This window comes from Microbacterium sp. Beta (genome assembly GCF_005502545.1).
Taxonomy (GTDB): Bacteria; Actinomycetota; Actinomycetes; order Actinomycetales; family Microbacteriaceae; genus Microbacterium; species Microbacterium oxydans.
This window is the reverse complement of sequence record NZ_SCOG01000004.1, coordinates 1-15,612: the sequence shown is the minus strand read 5'-3', so window position 1 is coordinate 15,612 and position 15,612 is coordinate 1. Positions and strand designations below refer to the sequence as shown.

13 protein-coding genes and 2 rRNA genes are annotated in these 15,612 nt (G+C 69.5%); 9 read left to right on the top strand and 6 right to left on the bottom strand.

Going from position 1 to position 15,612, the window contains the following annotated elements:
* Positions 1-10: 10 nt before the first annotated feature.
* Entirely contained in the window at positions 11-1,015 is a 1,005-nt protein-coding gene (locus FFS56_RS05615; protein ID WP_127011588.1) for a LacI family DNA-binding transcriptional regulator, read from the bottom strand.
* Between the two features lie 166 nt (positions 1,016-1,181).
* On the opposite strand from FFS56_RS05615, the gene FFS56_RS05610 reads away from it, so the two are divergent.
* The 4 genes from FFS56_RS05610 to FFS56_RS05595 are packed head-to-tail and all read left to right on the top strand — an operon-like array spanning position 1,182 to position 6,230.
* Positions 1,182-2,432 carry an extracellular solute-binding protein gene (locus FFS56_RS05610; RefSeq protein ID WP_046746961.1) on the top strand — a complete coding sequence of 417 codons (1,251 nt, stop codon included), beginning with the start codon at positions 1,182-1,184 and terminating at the stop codon, positions 2,430-2,432.
* Between the two features lie 2 nt (positions 2,433-2,434).
* Entirely contained in the window at positions 2,435-3,529 is a 1,095-nt protein-coding gene (locus tag FFS56_RS05605) for a sugar ABC transporter permease (protein WP_127011587.1), read from the top strand.
* The gene (locus FFS56_RS05600; RefSeq protein ID WP_113680247.1) at positions 3,526-4,368 is read left to right on the top strand and encodes a carbohydrate ABC transporter permease; all 843 of its coding nucleotides are present in this window, start codon (positions 3,526-3,528) and stop codon (positions 4,366-4,368) included. Before FFS56_RS05605 ends, FFS56_RS05600 begins: the two co-directional genes overlap by 4 nt.
* Positions 4,365-6,230, top strand: a complete 1,866-nt coding sequence (locus FFS56_RS05595; RefSeq protein ID WP_127011586.1) for a glycogen debranching N-terminal domain-containing protein — start codon at positions 4,365-4,367, stop codon at positions 6,228-6,230. Before FFS56_RS05600 ends, FFS56_RS05595 begins: the two co-directional genes overlap by 4 nt.
* Positions 6,231-6,275: 45 nt before the next feature.
* Here FFS56_RS05595 and hutI read toward each other — a convergent pair whose 3' ends face one another.
* Genes hutI through hutH form a run of 3 tightly spaced genes read right to left on the bottom strand, consistent with a single transcriptional unit; the run spans position 6,276 to position 10,665 of the window.
* Entirely contained in the window at positions 6,276-7,439 is a 1,164-nt protein-coding gene (gene hutI, locus FFS56_RS05590) for an imidazolonepropionase (protein WP_127011585.1), read from the bottom strand.
* A gap of 12 nt (positions 7,440-7,451) precedes the next feature.
* The gene (gene hutU, locus FFS56_RS05585; protein WP_127011584.1) at positions 7,452-9,131 is read right to left on the bottom strand and encodes a urocanate hydratase; all 1,680 of its coding nucleotides are present in this window, start codon (positions 9,129-9,131) and stop codon (positions 7,452-7,454) included.
* Positions 9,124-10,665: a histidine ammonia-lyase gene (hutH, locus tag FFS56_RS05580; protein ID WP_127011583.1), complete on the bottom strand. Its 1,542-nt coding sequence runs from the start codon at positions 10,663-10,665 to the stop codon at positions 9,124-9,126. The genes hutU and hutH overlap by 8 nt, the downstream gene beginning before the upstream one ends.
* A 70-nt stretch (positions 10,666-10,735) precedes the next feature.
* Between hutH and FFS56_RS05575 the strand changes: the two genes are divergently transcribed.
* The 5 genes from FFS56_RS05575 to FFS56_RS05555 all read left to right on the top strand — a co-directional run bounded on the left by FFS56_RS05575 (position 10,736) and on the right by FFS56_RS05555 (position 15,131).
* Positions 10,736-11,500, top strand: coding sequence for an IclR family transcriptional regulator (locus FFS56_RS05575; protein WP_127011582.1), 765 nt, complete (start codon positions 10,736-10,738; stop codon positions 11,498-11,500).
* 72 nt (positions 11,501-11,572) lie between these two features.
* Positions 11,573-12,775, top strand: a complete 1,203-nt coding sequence (locus FFS56_RS05570) for an OmpA family protein (protein ID WP_127011581.1) — start codon at positions 11,573-11,575, stop codon at positions 12,773-12,775.
* A 44-nt stretch (positions 12,776-12,819) separates the two neighbouring features.
* Positions 12,820-13,377 carry a DUF3060 domain-containing protein gene (locus FFS56_RS05565; protein WP_164734068.1) on the top strand — a complete coding sequence of 186 codons (558 nt, stop codon included), beginning with the start codon at positions 12,820-12,822 and terminating at the stop codon, positions 13,375-13,377.
* An 18-nt stretch (positions 13,378-13,395) separates the two neighbouring features.
* Entirely contained in the window at positions 13,396-14,115 is a 720-nt protein-coding gene (locus tag FFS56_RS05560; RefSeq protein ID WP_127011580.1) for a response regulator transcription factor, read from the top strand.
* Positions 14,112-15,131 carry a HAMP domain-containing sensor histidine kinase gene (locus FFS56_RS05555; protein WP_127011579.1) on the top strand — a complete coding sequence of 340 codons (1,020 nt, stop codon included), beginning with the start codon at positions 14,112-14,114 and terminating at the stop codon, positions 15,129-15,131. Before FFS56_RS05560 ends, FFS56_RS05555 begins: the two co-directional genes overlap by 4 nt.
* 106 nt (positions 15,132-15,237) lie before the next feature.
* On the opposite strand, the gene rrf is transcribed toward FFS56_RS05555, so the two are convergent.
* A 5S ribosomal RNA gene (gene rrf, locus FFS56_RS05550) occupies positions 15,238-15,354 on the bottom strand.
* A 108-nt stretch (positions 15,355-15,462) separates the two neighbouring features.
* Positions 15,463-15,612 (bottom strand): 23S ribosomal RNA (locus FFS56_RS05545); the annotation flags it as partial.

The following is a 15,612-nucleotide window of genomic DNA, read 5'->3' as shown; positions in this document are numbered from 1 at the left end:
GAGGAGCGCGTCAGCGCACGACGAGCTCGGGCGTGATCAGCGCATGCGCAGAGCCGGCCTGAAGGGTGCGCGGGGCGACGATCTCCCCCGTCGGGCCCATGAGGAGTTCGAGGACGGCCGTCGCCACATCCTCGGGCCGTTGCTCGACGCTCGAGAAGCCCAGAGCCTCGGCCGTCGGCGTGTTGTCGAAGCCGATCACGGGAAGCGAGAGTCCGGCAGCGGCGACAGCCAGCAGCGCACCGACCGCGAGTGAGTCGCTGGCGCAGACGAGAGCGTCGGGCACATGCCCCGCGGCGAGCGCCGCGTCGACACAGGCACGCCCGAGAGGAACCCCCTCCTCCGCCGTGAGCCGTTCGCCCTGCGCTCCGGCCGCAGCCATGGCCTCGCGCCAGCCGCGCTCACGGTCGTCGCCGGTCCCCGAGCCCGTCGGCCATCCGAGGAACGCCACCCGTCGACCGTGAGTCAGTGCGTGCTCGGTCGCCGCCCGTGTTCCCGCGGCACCGTCGACGTCGACCCAGAGGTGGCGCGGATCGGCGATATCGTCCTCACCCCACGGTCGTCCGAACGAGATGAAGGGCAGTCCATCCTGGTCGAGGCTGCGCACGCGCGGATCGTCGCGCGAGGTGCCGGTGATGATCGCGGCGTCGATCTCCGACCCCTCCCACAGCTCCGACAGCCGCTGGATCTCCTCTTCCCGCGTACGTGCGGCGTAGACGAGCATGCGCATGCCGCGCTCGCTCGCCCGCTCGGTGACGGCGTGCACGAAACGGTCGAGCACGACACCCGAGATGCCACCGAGATACGGATCGAGACGGATCCCGATGGTCGAGCTGCGTCGCAGCCGCAGTCGTCGGGCGGCCGCATGGCGGCGATAGCCGAGGTCGTGGATCGCCGTGAGGACGCGCTCCCTGGTCGCCGGGCGGACGATGTCCGGGGTGTTGAGCACGTTCGAGACGGTCTGCCGCGAGACGCCAGCGCGCTCGGCGACGTCTTCGACGGTCGGCGCCTTCGCCATCGCACCTCCTCATCCGTGTCCGGGTTGACACTTCCCGCGACTCCCGCTTAGCCTATTCCACGCAGAGTTTGATCGTTCAAATTTCTGCGTCGATCCCGCACGGTCCTCCCGAGACCGTCGCCAGAGATTCATCGAACCCGCAGTGACTCATCAAAGGAGAGAGACCATGACACGGCACACCACTCGCGCAGTCCTCGGCACCGGGGCGGTGCTGCTCACGAGCGCGCTCGTGCTCACCGGCTGCGGCTCCGGTTTCGCCGGAGACGACACCAAGGCCGACGGCGAGGGGCTCACCTCCTCCGACGACGCGCTCACGGTGCTGATCGGCTCCTCCGGCGACGCCGAGACCGCGGCCGTGCAGTCGGCTGTCGACGCCTGGTCGGCCGAGTCCGGCACGAAGGTGAAGCTGCAGACCGCGAGCAACCTCGACCAGGAGCTGTCGCAGGGCTTCGCCGCCGGCGACCCCGCCGACCTGTTCTACCTCTCCACCGACCAGGCCTCCGGCTACGCCGCGAACGGATCGCTCAAGGCCTACGGCGACCAGCTCTCCAACAAGGACGACTTCTACCCGTCGCTCGTCGAGAACTTCACGGTCGACGGCACGTTCTACTGCGCGCCCAAGGACTTCTCGACGCTGTCGCTCATCATCAACACGCAGATGTGGACCGATGCCGGCCTCACCGACGCCGACCTCCCGAAGACCTGGGACGACCTCTCCGCGGTGGCACAGAAGCTCACCACCGCCGACCACGTGGGCCTGGCCTTCGGCGCCGAGTACCAGCGCGTCGGCGTCTTCATGGCCCAGGCCGGTGGCGGTCTCGTCGACGACGGCACGGTCATCGCCGACGACGCCGCCAACGTCGAGGCCCTCGACTACGTGAAGTCGCACCTGGTCGACGGCACCTTCGCCTACGCCAAGGACGTCGGGGCCGGCTGGGGCGGCGAGGCCCTGGGCAAGCAGTCCGCCGCGATGGTCATCGAGGGCAACTGGATCACCGGAGCGCTGTCGAACGACTACAGCAGCCTCGAGTACACGGTCGCCGAGCTCCCCGAGGGCGCGGGCGGCAAGGGCACGCTGCAGTTCACGAACTGCTGGGGCATGGCTGCCGACAGCCCGAACCAGCAGGCCGCCCTCGAACTGGTCGAGTACCTGACGAGCGCCGACAGCCAGCTGGCGTTCTCGAAGGCGTTCGGCCCGATGCCGTCGATCAAGTCGGCCGCCGACGAGTGGACCGCCGCGAACCCCGAGCTCGCCCCGTTCCTCGCCGGTGCGGATTATGCCCAGTTCCCCCCGAACCAGGCCGGCACCGCCGACGTGATCGCCGACTTCAACTCGCAGCTCGAGTCGCTGAAGACAGCCGACCCGAAGACGATCCTCGACTCCGTGCAGTCGAACCTCGAAGCGGTCGTCGAGTAACCATGGCGGTCAAGGCAGCGTCTCGCCGCGGTGGGGCCTCCGGGCTCCGCCGCGGCGAGGCGGCAGCCGGATGGCTGTTCACGGCGCCGGTGATCGTGATCCTCGGTGTCTTCCTCCTCATCCCGGTGCTCATGGCGCTGTGGGTGAGCGTCTCCGACTGGGGCGGCCGCGGCAGCCCCCTCTCCGGATCGGTCTCGTTCGTCGGTGCCGACAACTTCTCGGCCATCCTCACCGACGGCGGTCTCGCGACCAAGGACTTCGGCACCGCACTGCGCAACAACGCCTGGTACGTGCTGCTCGTGGTCCCGCTGCAGACCGCGCTCGCCCTGTTCCTCGCGATCCTCGTCAACCGCGCCATGCTCCGCGGCCGCGGCTTCTTCCGCACCGCCTACTACTTCCCCTCCGTGACCAGCACCGTCGCGATCACGGTGCTGTGGATGTTCCTCTTCACCTCCAGCGGCGCCGTCAACGACATGCTCTCCTGGTTCGGCATCAACGGGCCCAACTGGTTCAACGATCCGCGCGGCATCCTGCATCTGGCACTCGGCACGGTCGGCGTCGATGCCGGTCCCGCGGCGCTCACCCAGGGCGGCACACTCGGAGTGTCGTGGTGGGAGTGGCTCGCCGGTCCGTCCGTCGCGATGAGCGCGTACATCCTGATGGCCATCTTCACGACCTCCGGCACGTTCATGCTCATCTTCCTCGCAGGTCTGCAGAACCTCGGCGCCGACGTCGATGAAGCGGCCATGATGGACGGCGCGAACGGCTGGCAGCGCTTCTGGCGCATCACGCTCCCGCAGCTGCGCCCGACCCTGTTCACCGTGCTGACCCTCGGCCTCATCGGCTGCTGGCAGGTGTTCGACCAGATCTACACGGGCACGCGGGGTGCGCCGAGCAAGACCACGCTCACCCCCGCCTACCTCTCGTACCAGACCGCGTTCCAGAACCAGGAGTGGGGGCAGGGTGCGGCGATCGCGTTCATCCTGTTCGTCATCATCGTGATCTTCACGCTCCTGCAGCGCTGGGTGCTGCGGGACCGGCCTGTGTCGAAGCGTCGCATCCGCGCGTACCAGTCGTCCAAGGGAGCATCCTCATGAGGCGGCTCTCGTCGAAGCAGCTGACCTGGCAGATCGCCCTCTACGCGCTGTTGATCATCCTCGCGATCATCTACATCTACCCGTTCCTGATCCAGGTCGCGACGAGCTTCAAGACCGATGAGGATGCCGCGTCCAGCGGGATCACGCTGATCCCCGACGTCTGGACGTTCGCGGCGTACGAGCGCCTGTTCCGCAACTCCGACTTCCCGTCGTGGTTCGTGAACAGCGCCATCGTGACGATCTTCGTCACCGCGGGTCGGGTGTTCTTCAACTCGCTCGCCGGGTACGCGCTCGCCCGACTGCGCTTCCGCGGGCGCGGTGTCGTGTTCGCGGCACTCGTGGCGGTGATGTCGGTTCCCACCGTGGTGCTGCTCATCCCCAAGTTCCTCGTGATCAACCAGCTCGGCATCTTCAACTCCTATGCCGGGATGATCCTGCCGCTGCTCGTCGATGCAGCAGGGGTGTTCATCATGAAGAACTTCTTCGAGTCCATCCCCGAGTCGGTCGAGGAGCAGGCGCGCATCGACGGCGCCGGCACGTTCCGACTGTTCTGGTCGGTGGTGCTGCCGATGGCGACGCCCGCACTCGTGACGATCGTGATCCTGTCGTTCCAGGGTTCCTGGAACGAGCTCAGCCACTTCATCGTGTCGACCAACGACCCGGCCCTGACCACCCTGACCAAGGGCGTCGCGTCCCTCGCCAGCGGTGGACTCAGCCAGGGCACCCAGTATCCGCTCAAGCTGGCGGCCGCGCTCATCATGACGATCCCCGTCGCCGTGATGTTCTTCGTCTTCCAGCGCCGCATCATGAACTCCACAGAAGGAGCCGTCAAGGAATGACCCCCACCCCGCCCCTCCAGCCGTTGCTGGACGACGCCGTGATCATGCTCGAGGCGCCGACCCAGGCCTGGTCCGACGACATCGGCCGCATGGGTACCGCACCGATCCACGGGATCTACCACGGCGACGTCCGGCACATCCGGAGCATCGAGATCACCGTCGACGGCACCGCGCTCGAGTCCATCGGGTGCGTGTCGGCGGTGCCGCAGCAGACGGTGCTGACCGACCTGCTGCGCGGGCTCGACGACGAAACGGCCGACCCGAAGGTGCGGATGGACCGTGATCGCCGGGTCGCCGCCGGTGCGTTCTCGGAGCGGATCACGATCACCTCCCACCTCGACGCACCGGTCGCCACAGCGGTGACCGTGCGGGTGCTCCCGGACTTCGCGCCGATGCAGGAGGTCAAGGCGGGGCTGGGTACCGAGGCGACGTGGAGCTGGGACGGATCCATCTGCCGTGCAGGCGAGGCGTCGTTCACGCTCACCGCTCCCGAAGCCGCGGTGACGCAGGACGGGGAGGCTCTGATGCTGCGGTGGGATGCGGTGGTGCCGCCACGCGGATCCGTCGCCCTCGGCTGGGCGGTCGACCTCGACGACCCGACGCTCGTTGTCACCGCTGCCCGTCCGTCGCGGGCTCCGCAGCCCGCCGTCCCCGCGGATTCGCGCGCTGCCCGCTGGATGGCGCAGGCGACCGCCGACCTCTCGGCGCTCCGCCTCGCGCTGCCCGACCATCCGGACGACGCGTTCTACGCCGCAGGAGCCCCCTGGTTCTTCACTCTCTTCGGTCGGGACTCGCTGTGGGCAGCCCGCCTCGCCCTCGCGGTCGACCCCGACATGGCGGCCTCGACGCTGCGGGTGCTGGCCCGGCTCCAGGGCACCGGGCACGACGCCTCGACGGCCGAGGCTCCGGGCAAGATCGCGCATGAGCTGCGCAGCGGCGCCCTGTCGTTGCCGAACGAGGGCGTGCACCTGCCGCCGCTCTACTACGGCACGGTGGATGCGACCCCGCTCTGGATCTGTCTGCTCGCCGACGCCCACGCCGAGGGCATGCCCGAGCGAGAGGTGCGGGCACTGCTCCCGGCACTTCGCGCCGCGTTGACGTGGATGACGGTGCACGGCGACGCCTCGGGCAGTGGCTTCATCGACTACGCGGACGAGTCGGGCCACGGACTCGCAAACCAGGGCTGGAAGGACTCCGGCGACTCGATCCAGTGGCGAGACGGACGCCTGGCCGAGGGCCCCATCGCGCTGAGCGAGGTGCAGGGCTATGCGTACGAGGCTGCTGTGCGCGGTGCGGATCTGCTCGACACGTTCGGCGAACCCGGCGGCGCTGAGCTGCGGGCGTGGGCTGCCGACCTGCGCGAACGTTTCCGTGCTGCGTACTGGATCACCACGCCAGAGGGCCGCTACCCCGCGATCGCCCTCGACGCCCACGGCGCCCCGGTCGACACCCTCACCAGCAACATCGGACACCTGATCGGCACCGGCATCCTCGACCCCGAGGAAGAGCGGGCCTGCGCCGCACTGCTGACCGCTCCGAGCATGTCGAGCGGCTACGGCATCCGCACCATGTCGACCGACGCTGCCGGATACTGGCCGCTCAGCTATCACGGTGGCAGCGTGTGGGCGCATGACACCGCGATCGCCGCGCACGGCATGATCCGCGCCGGGCTCGATGCCGAAGCACGCGTGGTCGCCGAGCAGTTGCTCGACCTGGCGGAGGGGTTCGACTACCGCGTGCCCGAGCTGCACGCAGGTGATGCGCGCGTGCCCGGAGGCGCGCCCCTTCCCTACCCCGCCGCGTGCCGCCCGCAAGCGTGGTCGGCGGCCGCGGCCGTCGTCGTGACGCAAGCCCTGGGCTGACACCCGGACGGATCGGACGAGCGATCGGCTGAGCGCCCGCGGGCCTCAGTCGATCGCTCGTCCGTCCTTCCAGACGGTGTCGACGAGGGGAACGCCCGGCCGGTAGGCGAGGTGGATGCGGGTCGGCGCCTTCAGCAGCACGAGGTCGGCTCTGGCGCCGGGCGCGATCACGCCGACGTCGTCGCGGCGCAGTGCCTTCGCCCCGCCCGCCGTCGCGGCCCACACGGCCTCGGCCGGGGTCATCCCCATGTCGCGCACGGCCACGGCGATGCAGAACGGCATCGACGAGGTGAAGCTCGACCCCGGGTTCGTGTCGCAGGCCAGCGCCACGGTCACTCCGGCGTCGATCAGGCGTCGGGCGTTCGGATACGGCTGCCGCGTCGAGAACTCCACCCCCGGCAGCAGAGTGAGCACGGTGTCGGAGCCGACGAGCGCGTCGATGTCGGCGTCCGTCAGATAGGTGCCGTGGTCGATCGAGGCCGCACCGAGCTCGACGGCCAGACGCACGCCCTCTCCCGGACCGAGCTGGCTCGCATGCACGCGGGGGGCGAGTCCGCGCGCGATGCCGGCTTCCAGCACCCGCCGCGACTGCGCGACCGTGAAGGCGCCCGTCTCGCAGAACACGTCGATCCACTTCGAGTGCGGGGCGCACGCATCGAGCATGGGCCCGGTGACCAGTTCGACGTACTCGTCCGAGCGGTCGGCGAACTCGGCGGGTACGACGTGTGCGCCGAGGAAGGTCACCTCGGGCGTCACCTCTGCCGCCAGGCGCACCAGGCGCTCCTCGTCGGCGACGCTCAGCCCGTAGCCGCTCTTGATCTCGACGGTGGTCGTGCCCTGCGCGAGCATCTCGTCGAGGAAGCCCCGCAGGCGGGCGCGCAGCTCGTCGTCGCTCGCGGCGCGGGTGGCCGCGACGGTCGAGCGGATGCCGCCGGCCGCGTACTTCTGCCCCGCCATGCGCGCCTCGAACTCGACGGCGCGGTCGCCCCCGAAGACGAGGTGGCTGTGGCTGTCGACGAATCCGGGAATCATCGCGCGCCCGGCGGCGTCCACGACCTCGTCGGCTTCCGGTGCCTCTGCCGCGGCACCCACCCAGGCGATCCGCTCGCCCTCGATCAGCACCGCTGCGTCGGCCAGCGTCCCGGTGCGGTCGTCAGCCGTCGCGACGTTCGTCGTCAGTTCCGCGATGTTCGTGATGAGCGTCGACATGTCCTCACCCTCTCAGAGCATCGGCACGTTCAGGCCGCGCTCGCGGGCGACGTCGCGCGCGTGCTCGTAGCCGGCGTCGACGTGGCGCATCACACCGGTGCCGGGGTCGTTCGTCAGCACGCGCTCCAGCTTCTGGGCGGCGAGGTCAGAACCGTCGGCCACCGTCACCTGACCGGCGTGGATCGAGCGGCCGATGCCGACGCCGCCGCCGTGGTGCAGCGACACCCAGGAGGCACCGGACGCCGTGTTGAGCAGGGCGTTCAGCAGGGGCCAGTCGGCGATGGCGTCGGAGCCGTCCTTCATCGCCTCGGTCTCGCGGTAGGGCGAGGCGACCGAGCCGGAGTCGAGGTGATCGCGACCGATCACGATAGGAGCCGAGAGCTCGCCCGAAGCGACCATCTCGTTGAACTTGAGTCCGGCGAGGTGGCGCTCCTTGTAGCCGAGCCAGCAGATGCGGGCGGGAAGCCCTTCGAAGTGCACCTTCTCCCCAGCCTTCTCGAGCCAGCGGTGCAGGGCGGCGTCTTCGGGGAAGAGGTCGGCGATCGCCCGGTCGGTCTTGTAGATGTCTTCCGGGTCTCCCGAGAGCGCAGCCCAGCGGAACGGCCCTCGTCCCTCCTCGAACTGCGGGCGGATGTAGGCCGGCACGAATCCGGGGAACTCGAATGCCCGGTCGAACCCGCCCAGCTGCGCTTCGGCGCGGATCGAGTTGCCGTAGTCGAACACCGCGGCGCCCGCATCCTGGAACGCGACCATCGCCTCCACGTGCGCTGCCATCGATGCGCGCGAGCGGCGAGTGAAGTCCTCCGGGTCGCGCTCGGCCTCGGCCTTCCAGTCCGCCACCGAGGTGCCGAGCGGGAGGTAGGCGAGCGGGTCGTGGGCGCTGGTCTGGTCGGTCACGATGTCGATCGGCACCCCGCGGCGCAGCAGCTCGGGGAACACCTCGGCCGCGTTGCCGACGACACCGACCGAAAGGGCCTCTCCGGCGTCCTTGGCGGCGACCACGCGGGCGACGGCCGCGTCGAGATCGGTCGTGTACTCGTCAAGATAGCCGTGTTCCACGCGGCGGGCGAGGCGCGACTCGTCGACGTCGACGATCAGCACCGCCCCGTCGTTCAGGGTCACCGCGAGCGGCTGAGCGCCGCCCATTCCCCCGGCGCCGCCGGTGAGGGTCAGGGTGCCGCGCAGCGAGTCGCGGCCGAGCGAGCGGGCCACGGCGGCGAAGGTCTCGTACGTGCCCTGCAGGATGCCCTGGGTGCCGATGTAGATCCACGATCCGGCGGTCATCTGCCCGTACATGATGAGTCCGAGCTCTTCGAGCTTGCGGAACTCGGGCCACGTCGCCCAGTCCCCGACCAGGTTCGAGTTGGCGATGAGCACGCGCGGGGCCCACTCGTGGGTCCGGAACACGCCGACCGGCTTGCCCGACTGCACGAGCAGGGTCTCGTCCGGTTCGAGCTCGTCGAGGGTGCGCACGATCGCGTCGTAGGCCTCCCAGCTGCGGGCGGCCTTGCCCGTGCCGCCGTAGACGACCAGGTCTTCCGGATGCTCGGCGACCTCGGGGTCGAGGTTGTTCATGAGCATGCGCTTGGCGGCTTCGGCGCCCCAGCTCTTCGCGGTGCGCTGGTTGCCACGGGCAGCGCGGACGACTCGCGATCCGGAAGCGGTGCTTTCTGATGAGACGTTCTCAGCCATGAGTGTGCTCCTTTGCGATGCGGGCGACGTCGCCCGACTGGACGAGGGCGGTGACGGCTTCCATGTCCGGGGAAAGGAAGCGGTCGGGTCCAGGACCGGCGGCGACAGTGCGGACCAGGTCACGAACGGCTCCGGTCGCGGGTCCGGCCTGCAACGGCGCGCGCAGATCGAGGGCGCGGGCGCCGGTGAGGATCTCGATGGCGAGCACGCGGCCGAGGCCGTCGATCGCGCGGCGCAGCTTGCGGGCGGCGGCCCATCCCATCGACACGTGGTCCTCCTGCATGGCGGACGACGGGATCGAGTCGACCGAGGCGGGGACGGCGAGGCGCTTGAGCTCGGAGACGATGCCGGCTGCCGCGTACTGCGCGATCATGAGGCCGGAGTCGACGCCGACCTCGTCCGCGAGGAACGGCGGGAGTCCGTGGCTGCGGGCCGGGTCGAGTGCGCGGTCGGTGCGACGCTCGGAGACCGAGGCGACGTCGGCGACCGAGATGGCGAGGAAGTCGAGCACAGCGGCGACCGGAGCCCCGTGGAAGTTGCCGTTCGACTCGATGCGCCCGTCGAAGGTGATGACGGGGTTGTCGATCACGCTGGCGAGCTCGCGTCCGGCGATCAGCGTCGCGTGGGCGAGGGTGTCGCGGGCGGCGCCGTGCACCTGGGGCGAGCAGCGCAGCGAGTAGGCGTCCTGCACGCGGCCATCGTCCGGGCCCTTGTGGCTCGCGACCATGGGGGAGTCGCCGAGGAAGGCGCGGAGATTGGCCGCGGACTCGGCCTGGCCCGTCTGTGCGCGGAGGGCCATCAGGTCAGCGGCGAACACGGCGTCGGTGCCGAGCTGCGATTCGACCGACATCGCCGCGGCGATGTCGGCGGTGAGCAGGAGCGTCTCGAGGTCGTGCAGGGCGAGCACCAGCATGCCCAGCATGCCGTCGGTGCCGTTGATGAGCGCGAGCCCCTCCTTCTCGACGAGAGTGAGCGGCTCGATGCCCGCGGCAGCCAGGGCGTCGGCTGCGGGGACCAGTGCGCCGGATGCGTCACGCACGTCGCCTTCGCCCATCGCGGCCAGGGCGATGTGCGCGAGAGGGGCCAGGTCGCCCGAGCAACCGAGCGAGCCATACTCGCGCACCACGGGGGTGATGCCCTCGTTGAGCAGGGCGGCGTAGGTCTGCACCACGACCGGGCGCACGCCGGTTCGCCCGGAAGCGAGGGTCTGCAGGCGCAGCAGCTGGAGTCCGCGGACGACCTCGCGCTCGACCTCGGCGCCGGTGCCCGCGGCGTGCGAGCGGATCAGGCTGGCCTGCAGCTGCAGGCGACGGTCGGGGGCGATGAAGGTGGTCGCCAGAGCGCCGAATCCGGTGGAGACACCGTAGTGCGGGTTCGGGTCGGCGGCGAGGCCGTCGATCACCCGGCGGGTGTCGGCGACGCGGGCGAGAGCTTCGGCGTCGAGCTGCACGGGGGCATCATCACGGACGACGGCGACGACATCGGCGGGCGACAGCGGGGCCGCTCCGACCAGCACGGGGGCGAGTTCGGTCATGGTTCGATTCCACACCCGACGGGTCATGCGGGACACCCGTTCGTGCGATGCTTTGTCTGTGATCCCAGACATGCGCTCTCCGGCTCCGGCGGCCCAGGTACCCGCCGCGGAGAACACTCTGCGCATCCTGAGCTATCTCGCTGGGCGGCCGGCCCCCGTCGCGGCGTCGGCCATCGCGCGCGAGCTCGACCTGCCGCGGTCGACGGTCTATCACCTGCTCTCCGCCCTGGCGACGCACGGGTTCGTGCTGCATCTGCGGGAGGACCGGCGCTGGGGACTCGGGACGTCGGCCTTCGAGCTCGCCGGCGGGTACGCCAGGCAGCAGCCGCTCGCGCGTCTCGGCCGTCCACTGGTCGCCGCGCTCTCCGACCGCCTCGGTGAGAGTGCGCACCTCGCGGTGATGAGCGGCGGGGACGTGCTGTACATCGTCGAGGAGCGGGCACCGCGGCGGCCGGCCCTGGTCACCGATGTGGGTGTGCGGCTTCCGGCCCACCTCACCGCGTCGGGGCGGGCCATGCTCGCGGCGCTCCCCCGCGAACAGGTGCGGGCCCTCTATCCCGATGTCTCGGCCTTCCCTGACCGCACCGGTGTGGGTCCGCGCACCCCGTCGGCTCTACGCGAGGTGCTGCGCGAAGTGCGCGCTCGCGGGTATGCGACGGAGGACAGCGAGGTCGCCGACGGGTTGCGCAGTGTCGGGGCCGCCGTCCGCGATCGCACCGGCTGGCCCGTGGCGGCCGTCGCCGTCACGTGGGCGGGCGACGCGGTGACGGAAGCGGAGCTCGCGGATGCCGTGCGATCCACCGCCGACACCCTGCAGACACGCCTCACCCGCTGACGTCGTCGACATGTCGCAGGACTGCGACATCGTCGCGACAGCCTCGCCACACCCGGTCGATACGCTCGTTCCATGACCACCGCACGCACCTCCGCCCGGCGCTCCGTCATGACCGCTGGCCTCGTCACCGCCCTCGCTCTTTCCGGCGGCGCCCTCGCCGGCTGCGCTCCGCAGACGTCCGCCGCTCCGAAGCCTCGCCCGACGTCGGCCCCTCCGGCCGCAGCCGCGACGGTCGACACCGTGCCCGGGTATGACGTGGGGCAGTTCCCGCCCGTGCCGCTGTTCGTGCTCCCGGATCTGTCGCTGCTCGACACCTCGGCGTCGGCGTTCACGATCGAGGTGAACGCCGCCCTCGCCGGCATCCCCGGGGTCATCGCGACGCCCGCGCACTGCGACGCGACGGGTGCGGTCACCTCCGGCAACGGCAGCGCCTACCTCTACGGCGATGGGTCCGGGGCGTTCACGGGACCCGACGGCACGGTGCAGAACTTCGGCGACGGGTCCGGCACCTCGACGATCAACGGTGTGACGATCCAGAATTTCGGCGACGGGTCGGGCAACTACTCGGACGGGGTGGTCACGATCCAGAACTTCGGCGACGGCTCCGGCAACTACACGGACGCGACCAAGACGGTGCAGATCTTCGGCGACGGGTCGGGCAACTACACCGACGGCGACGTGACCATCCAGAACTTCGGCGACGGCTCCGGCAACTACGAGGGCCGCGGTGTGACGATCCAGAACTTCGGCGACGGGTCCGGCAACTACACCGACGGCGACCTGACCATCCAGAACTGGGGCGACGGCACGGCGAGGGTCAACGGCGAGGACGTGGAGGCGGATCCGCTGCCCGAGGTTCCACGGCTGGGGGTGTTCCCGCCGCTGGGCGCTCTCGCTCCGCTCGAGTCGTGCGGCACGACGCTCACCTTCGAAGACGGAGTGCTCTTCGACTTCGACCGCAGCGACATCCGCCCCGATGCCGCCGCGACCCTCGACGCGGTCGCCGAGGTTCTCAGCACCCTGAAGGTCGGGGAGGCGGTCGTCTCCGGGCACACCGACGCGATCGGCGATGACGACGACAACCAGCGCCTGTCCGAGGACCGGGCTGACGCCGTAGTCGATGGACTCACGAGTCGCGACGTGAGCACCCGCTTCACGGCCGAGGGCTTCGGTGAGAGACGGCCGGTCGCCGCGAACGAGATCGATGGCGCGGACAATCCGGCGGGACGACAGCTGAACCGTCGCGTCGAGATCTTCATCCCGGCGGCGCTCTGATCCGCGCATTCGCGGAAGTTCCCCGGTACGAGAGGATGGACACCATGCGACGAACGATTCCTCGCTCTTCACGGCGCATCGGCGCGCCGGCGACTCTGGCCACACTGGTGCTCGTCGGAGCGCTGACCGGGTGCACGGCCACGATCGTGGACCGGGCGAAGGACGGGACCGATTCGGCCTCGTCAGGGTCGACATCTGCCTCTGAGCCATCCAGTCCGGCGCCGCCTACCGAGCCGGACACGGCGGAGCCGGACGACTCCACGAAAGCCGGGGGCGAGCTCTCCGCCGCGAATGCCGCCGACCGCGAGCGTCTTGTCGCCGCGGCGACGACGACGATGCCGTGCCCGACCGACACCTTGAATCAAGACGGCGCCGTGATCCGCGTCGAAGGGTCGTGTGCCGACCTGGTGATCGACATCGACGCGGGCGTGGTCATCGCCGACGACGTGACGAACCTCAGGCTCTCGGGGTCGGGCACCGTCATCTACGCCGAGACCATCGATTCGCTCACGGTCACCGGGAGCGCGAGTGTCGTCTATTGGACAGGTGAGACGCCCGCGGTCGACGATCGCGGCACCGCCAACACCCTGGTGCACGGCTGAGGGCGAGAGCGGTCGCGCATGAGCACATCTGAGCGTCCCCGCATCCTGCTGGTCGACGACGACGAGGCGATCACCGGGGCACTGGCCGCGTTCCTCGGGCGCAGCGGATTCGAGGTGCGCGTCGCGGGCGACGGGCGGGCCGGGCTCATCGAGGTGGAGCGCGACGTGCCCGACCTGATCGTGTGCGATGTGCTGATGCCGCATATCGATGGACGCGAGTTCGTGCGGCGAGTTCGGGCTCGCCAGTTGTGGCTGCCGATCATCCTGCTCACCCAGGTCGGGGAATCGTGGGAGCGCAGTGCCGCGCTCGACGAGGGCGCCGACGACTACCTCAACAAGCCCTTCGATCCGCATGAGCTCATCTCGCGCATCAGGGCCGTGCTGCGTCGGACCGCGCAGGGAGCGGGATCGTTGCGGTCGGCCCAGCGTCTTCGCGCGCTCGACCTCACCCTGGATCGGACGGCGCGGAGGGTGTGGCGCGAAGGCGTCGAGCTCACCCTGACTCCCAAGGCGTTCACCCTGCTCGAGTACCTGATGCTGCATCCGCAGGAGGTGCACACGCGCGACCAATTGCTCGCCACGCTGTGGGGCTTCGACTTCGCCTCATCGAGCCGGGCCGTGGATCACCGCATCGCGGAACTCCGACGCGTCGTGGACGACAGCTCCGCGGATGCGCCGTTCATCGATACGGTGCAGGGCATGGGATACCTGTTCGCCCCGAAGGTCACCGCGACATGAGCGACCGCGCAGGGGTCGCGCTCGGAGTCACCGCGGCTGTACCGGTGGCCGTGTGCACACTGGCCGCGGGCGGGATGCTGCTTGCCGGCGATGAGCGGGCCCTGGTGCTGGAGACGACGTTGCCCGGCGCGGTGTTCGCTGCGGGACTGGTCCTCTCCGCGGGGCCCGCGATCGGCCTGCTCGTGCGGGGTCGGCGCCGCCGCCGGATCGCGGCGGCCCAGGAGCAGCATGCCGCAGAGATCGCGACCGCAGTCGCCGCCGCGGCTGAGCACGAGCGGGCGAACCACCGGAGGTTCCTCGCCCGGCTCGATCACGAGCTGAAAAATCCCCTCACCGCGATCCGCGCCACCGCCGTGGCCGCGCAGAGTGCAGGAGAGGGGTCGACTGTCACGGTCGGCGTCGCCCCTGCCACTCACGAATCGACCGGCGCAGGGCAGCCTGCGGGCTCGGACGATGCCGGCGCGTGGCGCACGATCGACGCGCAGGCGCAGAAGCTGAGTGGACTCGTGCGGGATCTGCGCAAGCTCGCGGAGCTCGAGACGCGCCCCTTGGAGAGCGAGACCGTCGACGTGGAGGCGCTGGTCGTTGAGGCCATCGAGGCGGTCGGACAACAGCACCCGGCTGCACGTGCGCGGATCTCCTTCGCCGTGACGCGGGTGCCGTGGCCGGTGCCTCCCCTACGTGCCGACCTCGACCTGTTGTCACTCGCGATCGACAATGTGCTCGGCAACGCGGTGAAGTACTCGACGGACGGACCCATCGAGGTGCGGCTGCGTGAGGACGAAGGCTGGGCTGTGCTCGAGGTCGCCGATGCGGGGCGTGGAGTGCCGGCGGCGGAGCTGCCTTCGGTATTCGACGAGCTCGCCCGTGCGCAGAACGCGCGGGATGTGAGCGGCTCCGGGATCGGTCTGACCCTCGTCGCAACGGTGATGCGCCGGCACGGGGGAGATGTGTCGATGCGTTCTGTTGAGGGCGCGGGCAGTGTCGTGACGCTACGCCTCCCGACGCACGCCTGAGGCGCAGTACGCGGCTTCGACGAAGCACCCACGCGGGTACTTTCGTGGATGCCCCGTTAACGCAAGAAAGCCACCCAGCATTGGGTGGCTTTCTTGTTTAAAAGGAGTCCGGCGGTGTCCTACTCTCCCACAGGGTCCCCCCTGCAGTACCATCGGCGCTGTGAGGCTTAGCTTCCGGGTTCGGAATGTAACCGGGCGTTTCCCTCACGCTATGGCCGCCGAAACACTATTGATGTTTCAATCAAACACATAACAAAGTCATTGTTGTTATGCGGTTCTCGACCGTACATCGAGAACCACTCAGTGGACGCGTAGCACCAACAAACGGTGTGTTATCAAGTCATCGGCTTATTAGTACCAGTCAGCTGCATGCATTACTGCACTTCCACATCTGGCCTATCAACCCAGTAGTCTGGCTGGGAGCCTCTCACCCGAAGGTATGGAAATCTCATCTTGAGGCCGGCTTCCCGCTTAGATGCTT

Excerpts from the sequence above, each read along its gene's own strand:
- FFS56_RS05615 (WP_127011588.1), bottom strand. The coding sequence starts at position 1,015 with ATGGCGAAGGCGCCGACCGTCGAAGACGTCGCCGAGCGCGCTGGCGTC.
- FFS56_RS05610 (WP_046746961.1), top strand. The coding sequence starts at position 1,182 with ATGACACGGCACACCACTCGCGCAGTCCTCGGCACCGGGGCGGTGCTG.
- FFS56_RS05605 (WP_127011587.1), top strand. The coding sequence starts at position 2,435 with ATGGCGGTCAAGGCAGCGTCTCGCCGCGGTGGGGCCTCCGGGCTCCGC.
- FFS56_RS05600 (WP_113680247.1), top strand. The coding sequence starts at position 3,526 with ATGAGGCGGCTCTCGTCGAAGCAGCTGACCTGGCAGATCGCCCTCTAC.
- FFS56_RS05595 (WP_127011586.1), top strand. The coding sequence starts at position 4,365 with ATGACCCCCACCCCGCCCCTCCAGCCGTTGCTGGACGACGCCGTGATC.
- hutI (WP_127011585.1), bottom strand. The coding sequence starts at position 7,439 with ATGTCGACGCTCATCACGAACATCGCGGAACTGACGACGAACGTCGCG.
- hutU (WP_127011584.1), bottom strand. The coding sequence starts at position 9,131 with ATGGCTGAGAACGTCTCATCAGAAAGCACCGCTTCCGGATCGCGAGTC.
- hutH (WP_127011583.1), bottom strand. The coding sequence starts at position 10,665 with ATGACCGAACTCGCCCCCGTGCTGGTCGGAGCGGCCCCGCTGTCGCCC.
- FFS56_RS05575 (WP_127011582.1), top strand. The coding sequence starts at position 10,736 with ATGCGCTCTCCGGCTCCGGCGGCCCAGGTACCCGCCGCGGAGAACACT.
- FFS56_RS05570 (WP_127011581.1), top strand. The coding sequence starts at position 11,573 with ATGACCACCGCACGCACCTCCGCCCGGCGCTCCGTCATGACCGCTGGC.
- FFS56_RS05565 (WP_164734068.1), top strand. The coding sequence starts at position 12,820 with ATGCGACGAACGATTCCTCGCTCTTCACGGCGCATCGGCGCGCCGGCG.
- FFS56_RS05560 (WP_127011580.1), top strand. The coding sequence starts at position 13,396 with ATGAGCACATCTGAGCGTCCCCGCATCCTGCTGGTCGACGACGACGAG.
- FFS56_RS05555 (WP_127011579.1), top strand. The coding sequence starts at position 14,112 with ATGAGCGACCGCGCAGGGGTCGCGCTCGGAGTCACCGCGGCTGTACCG.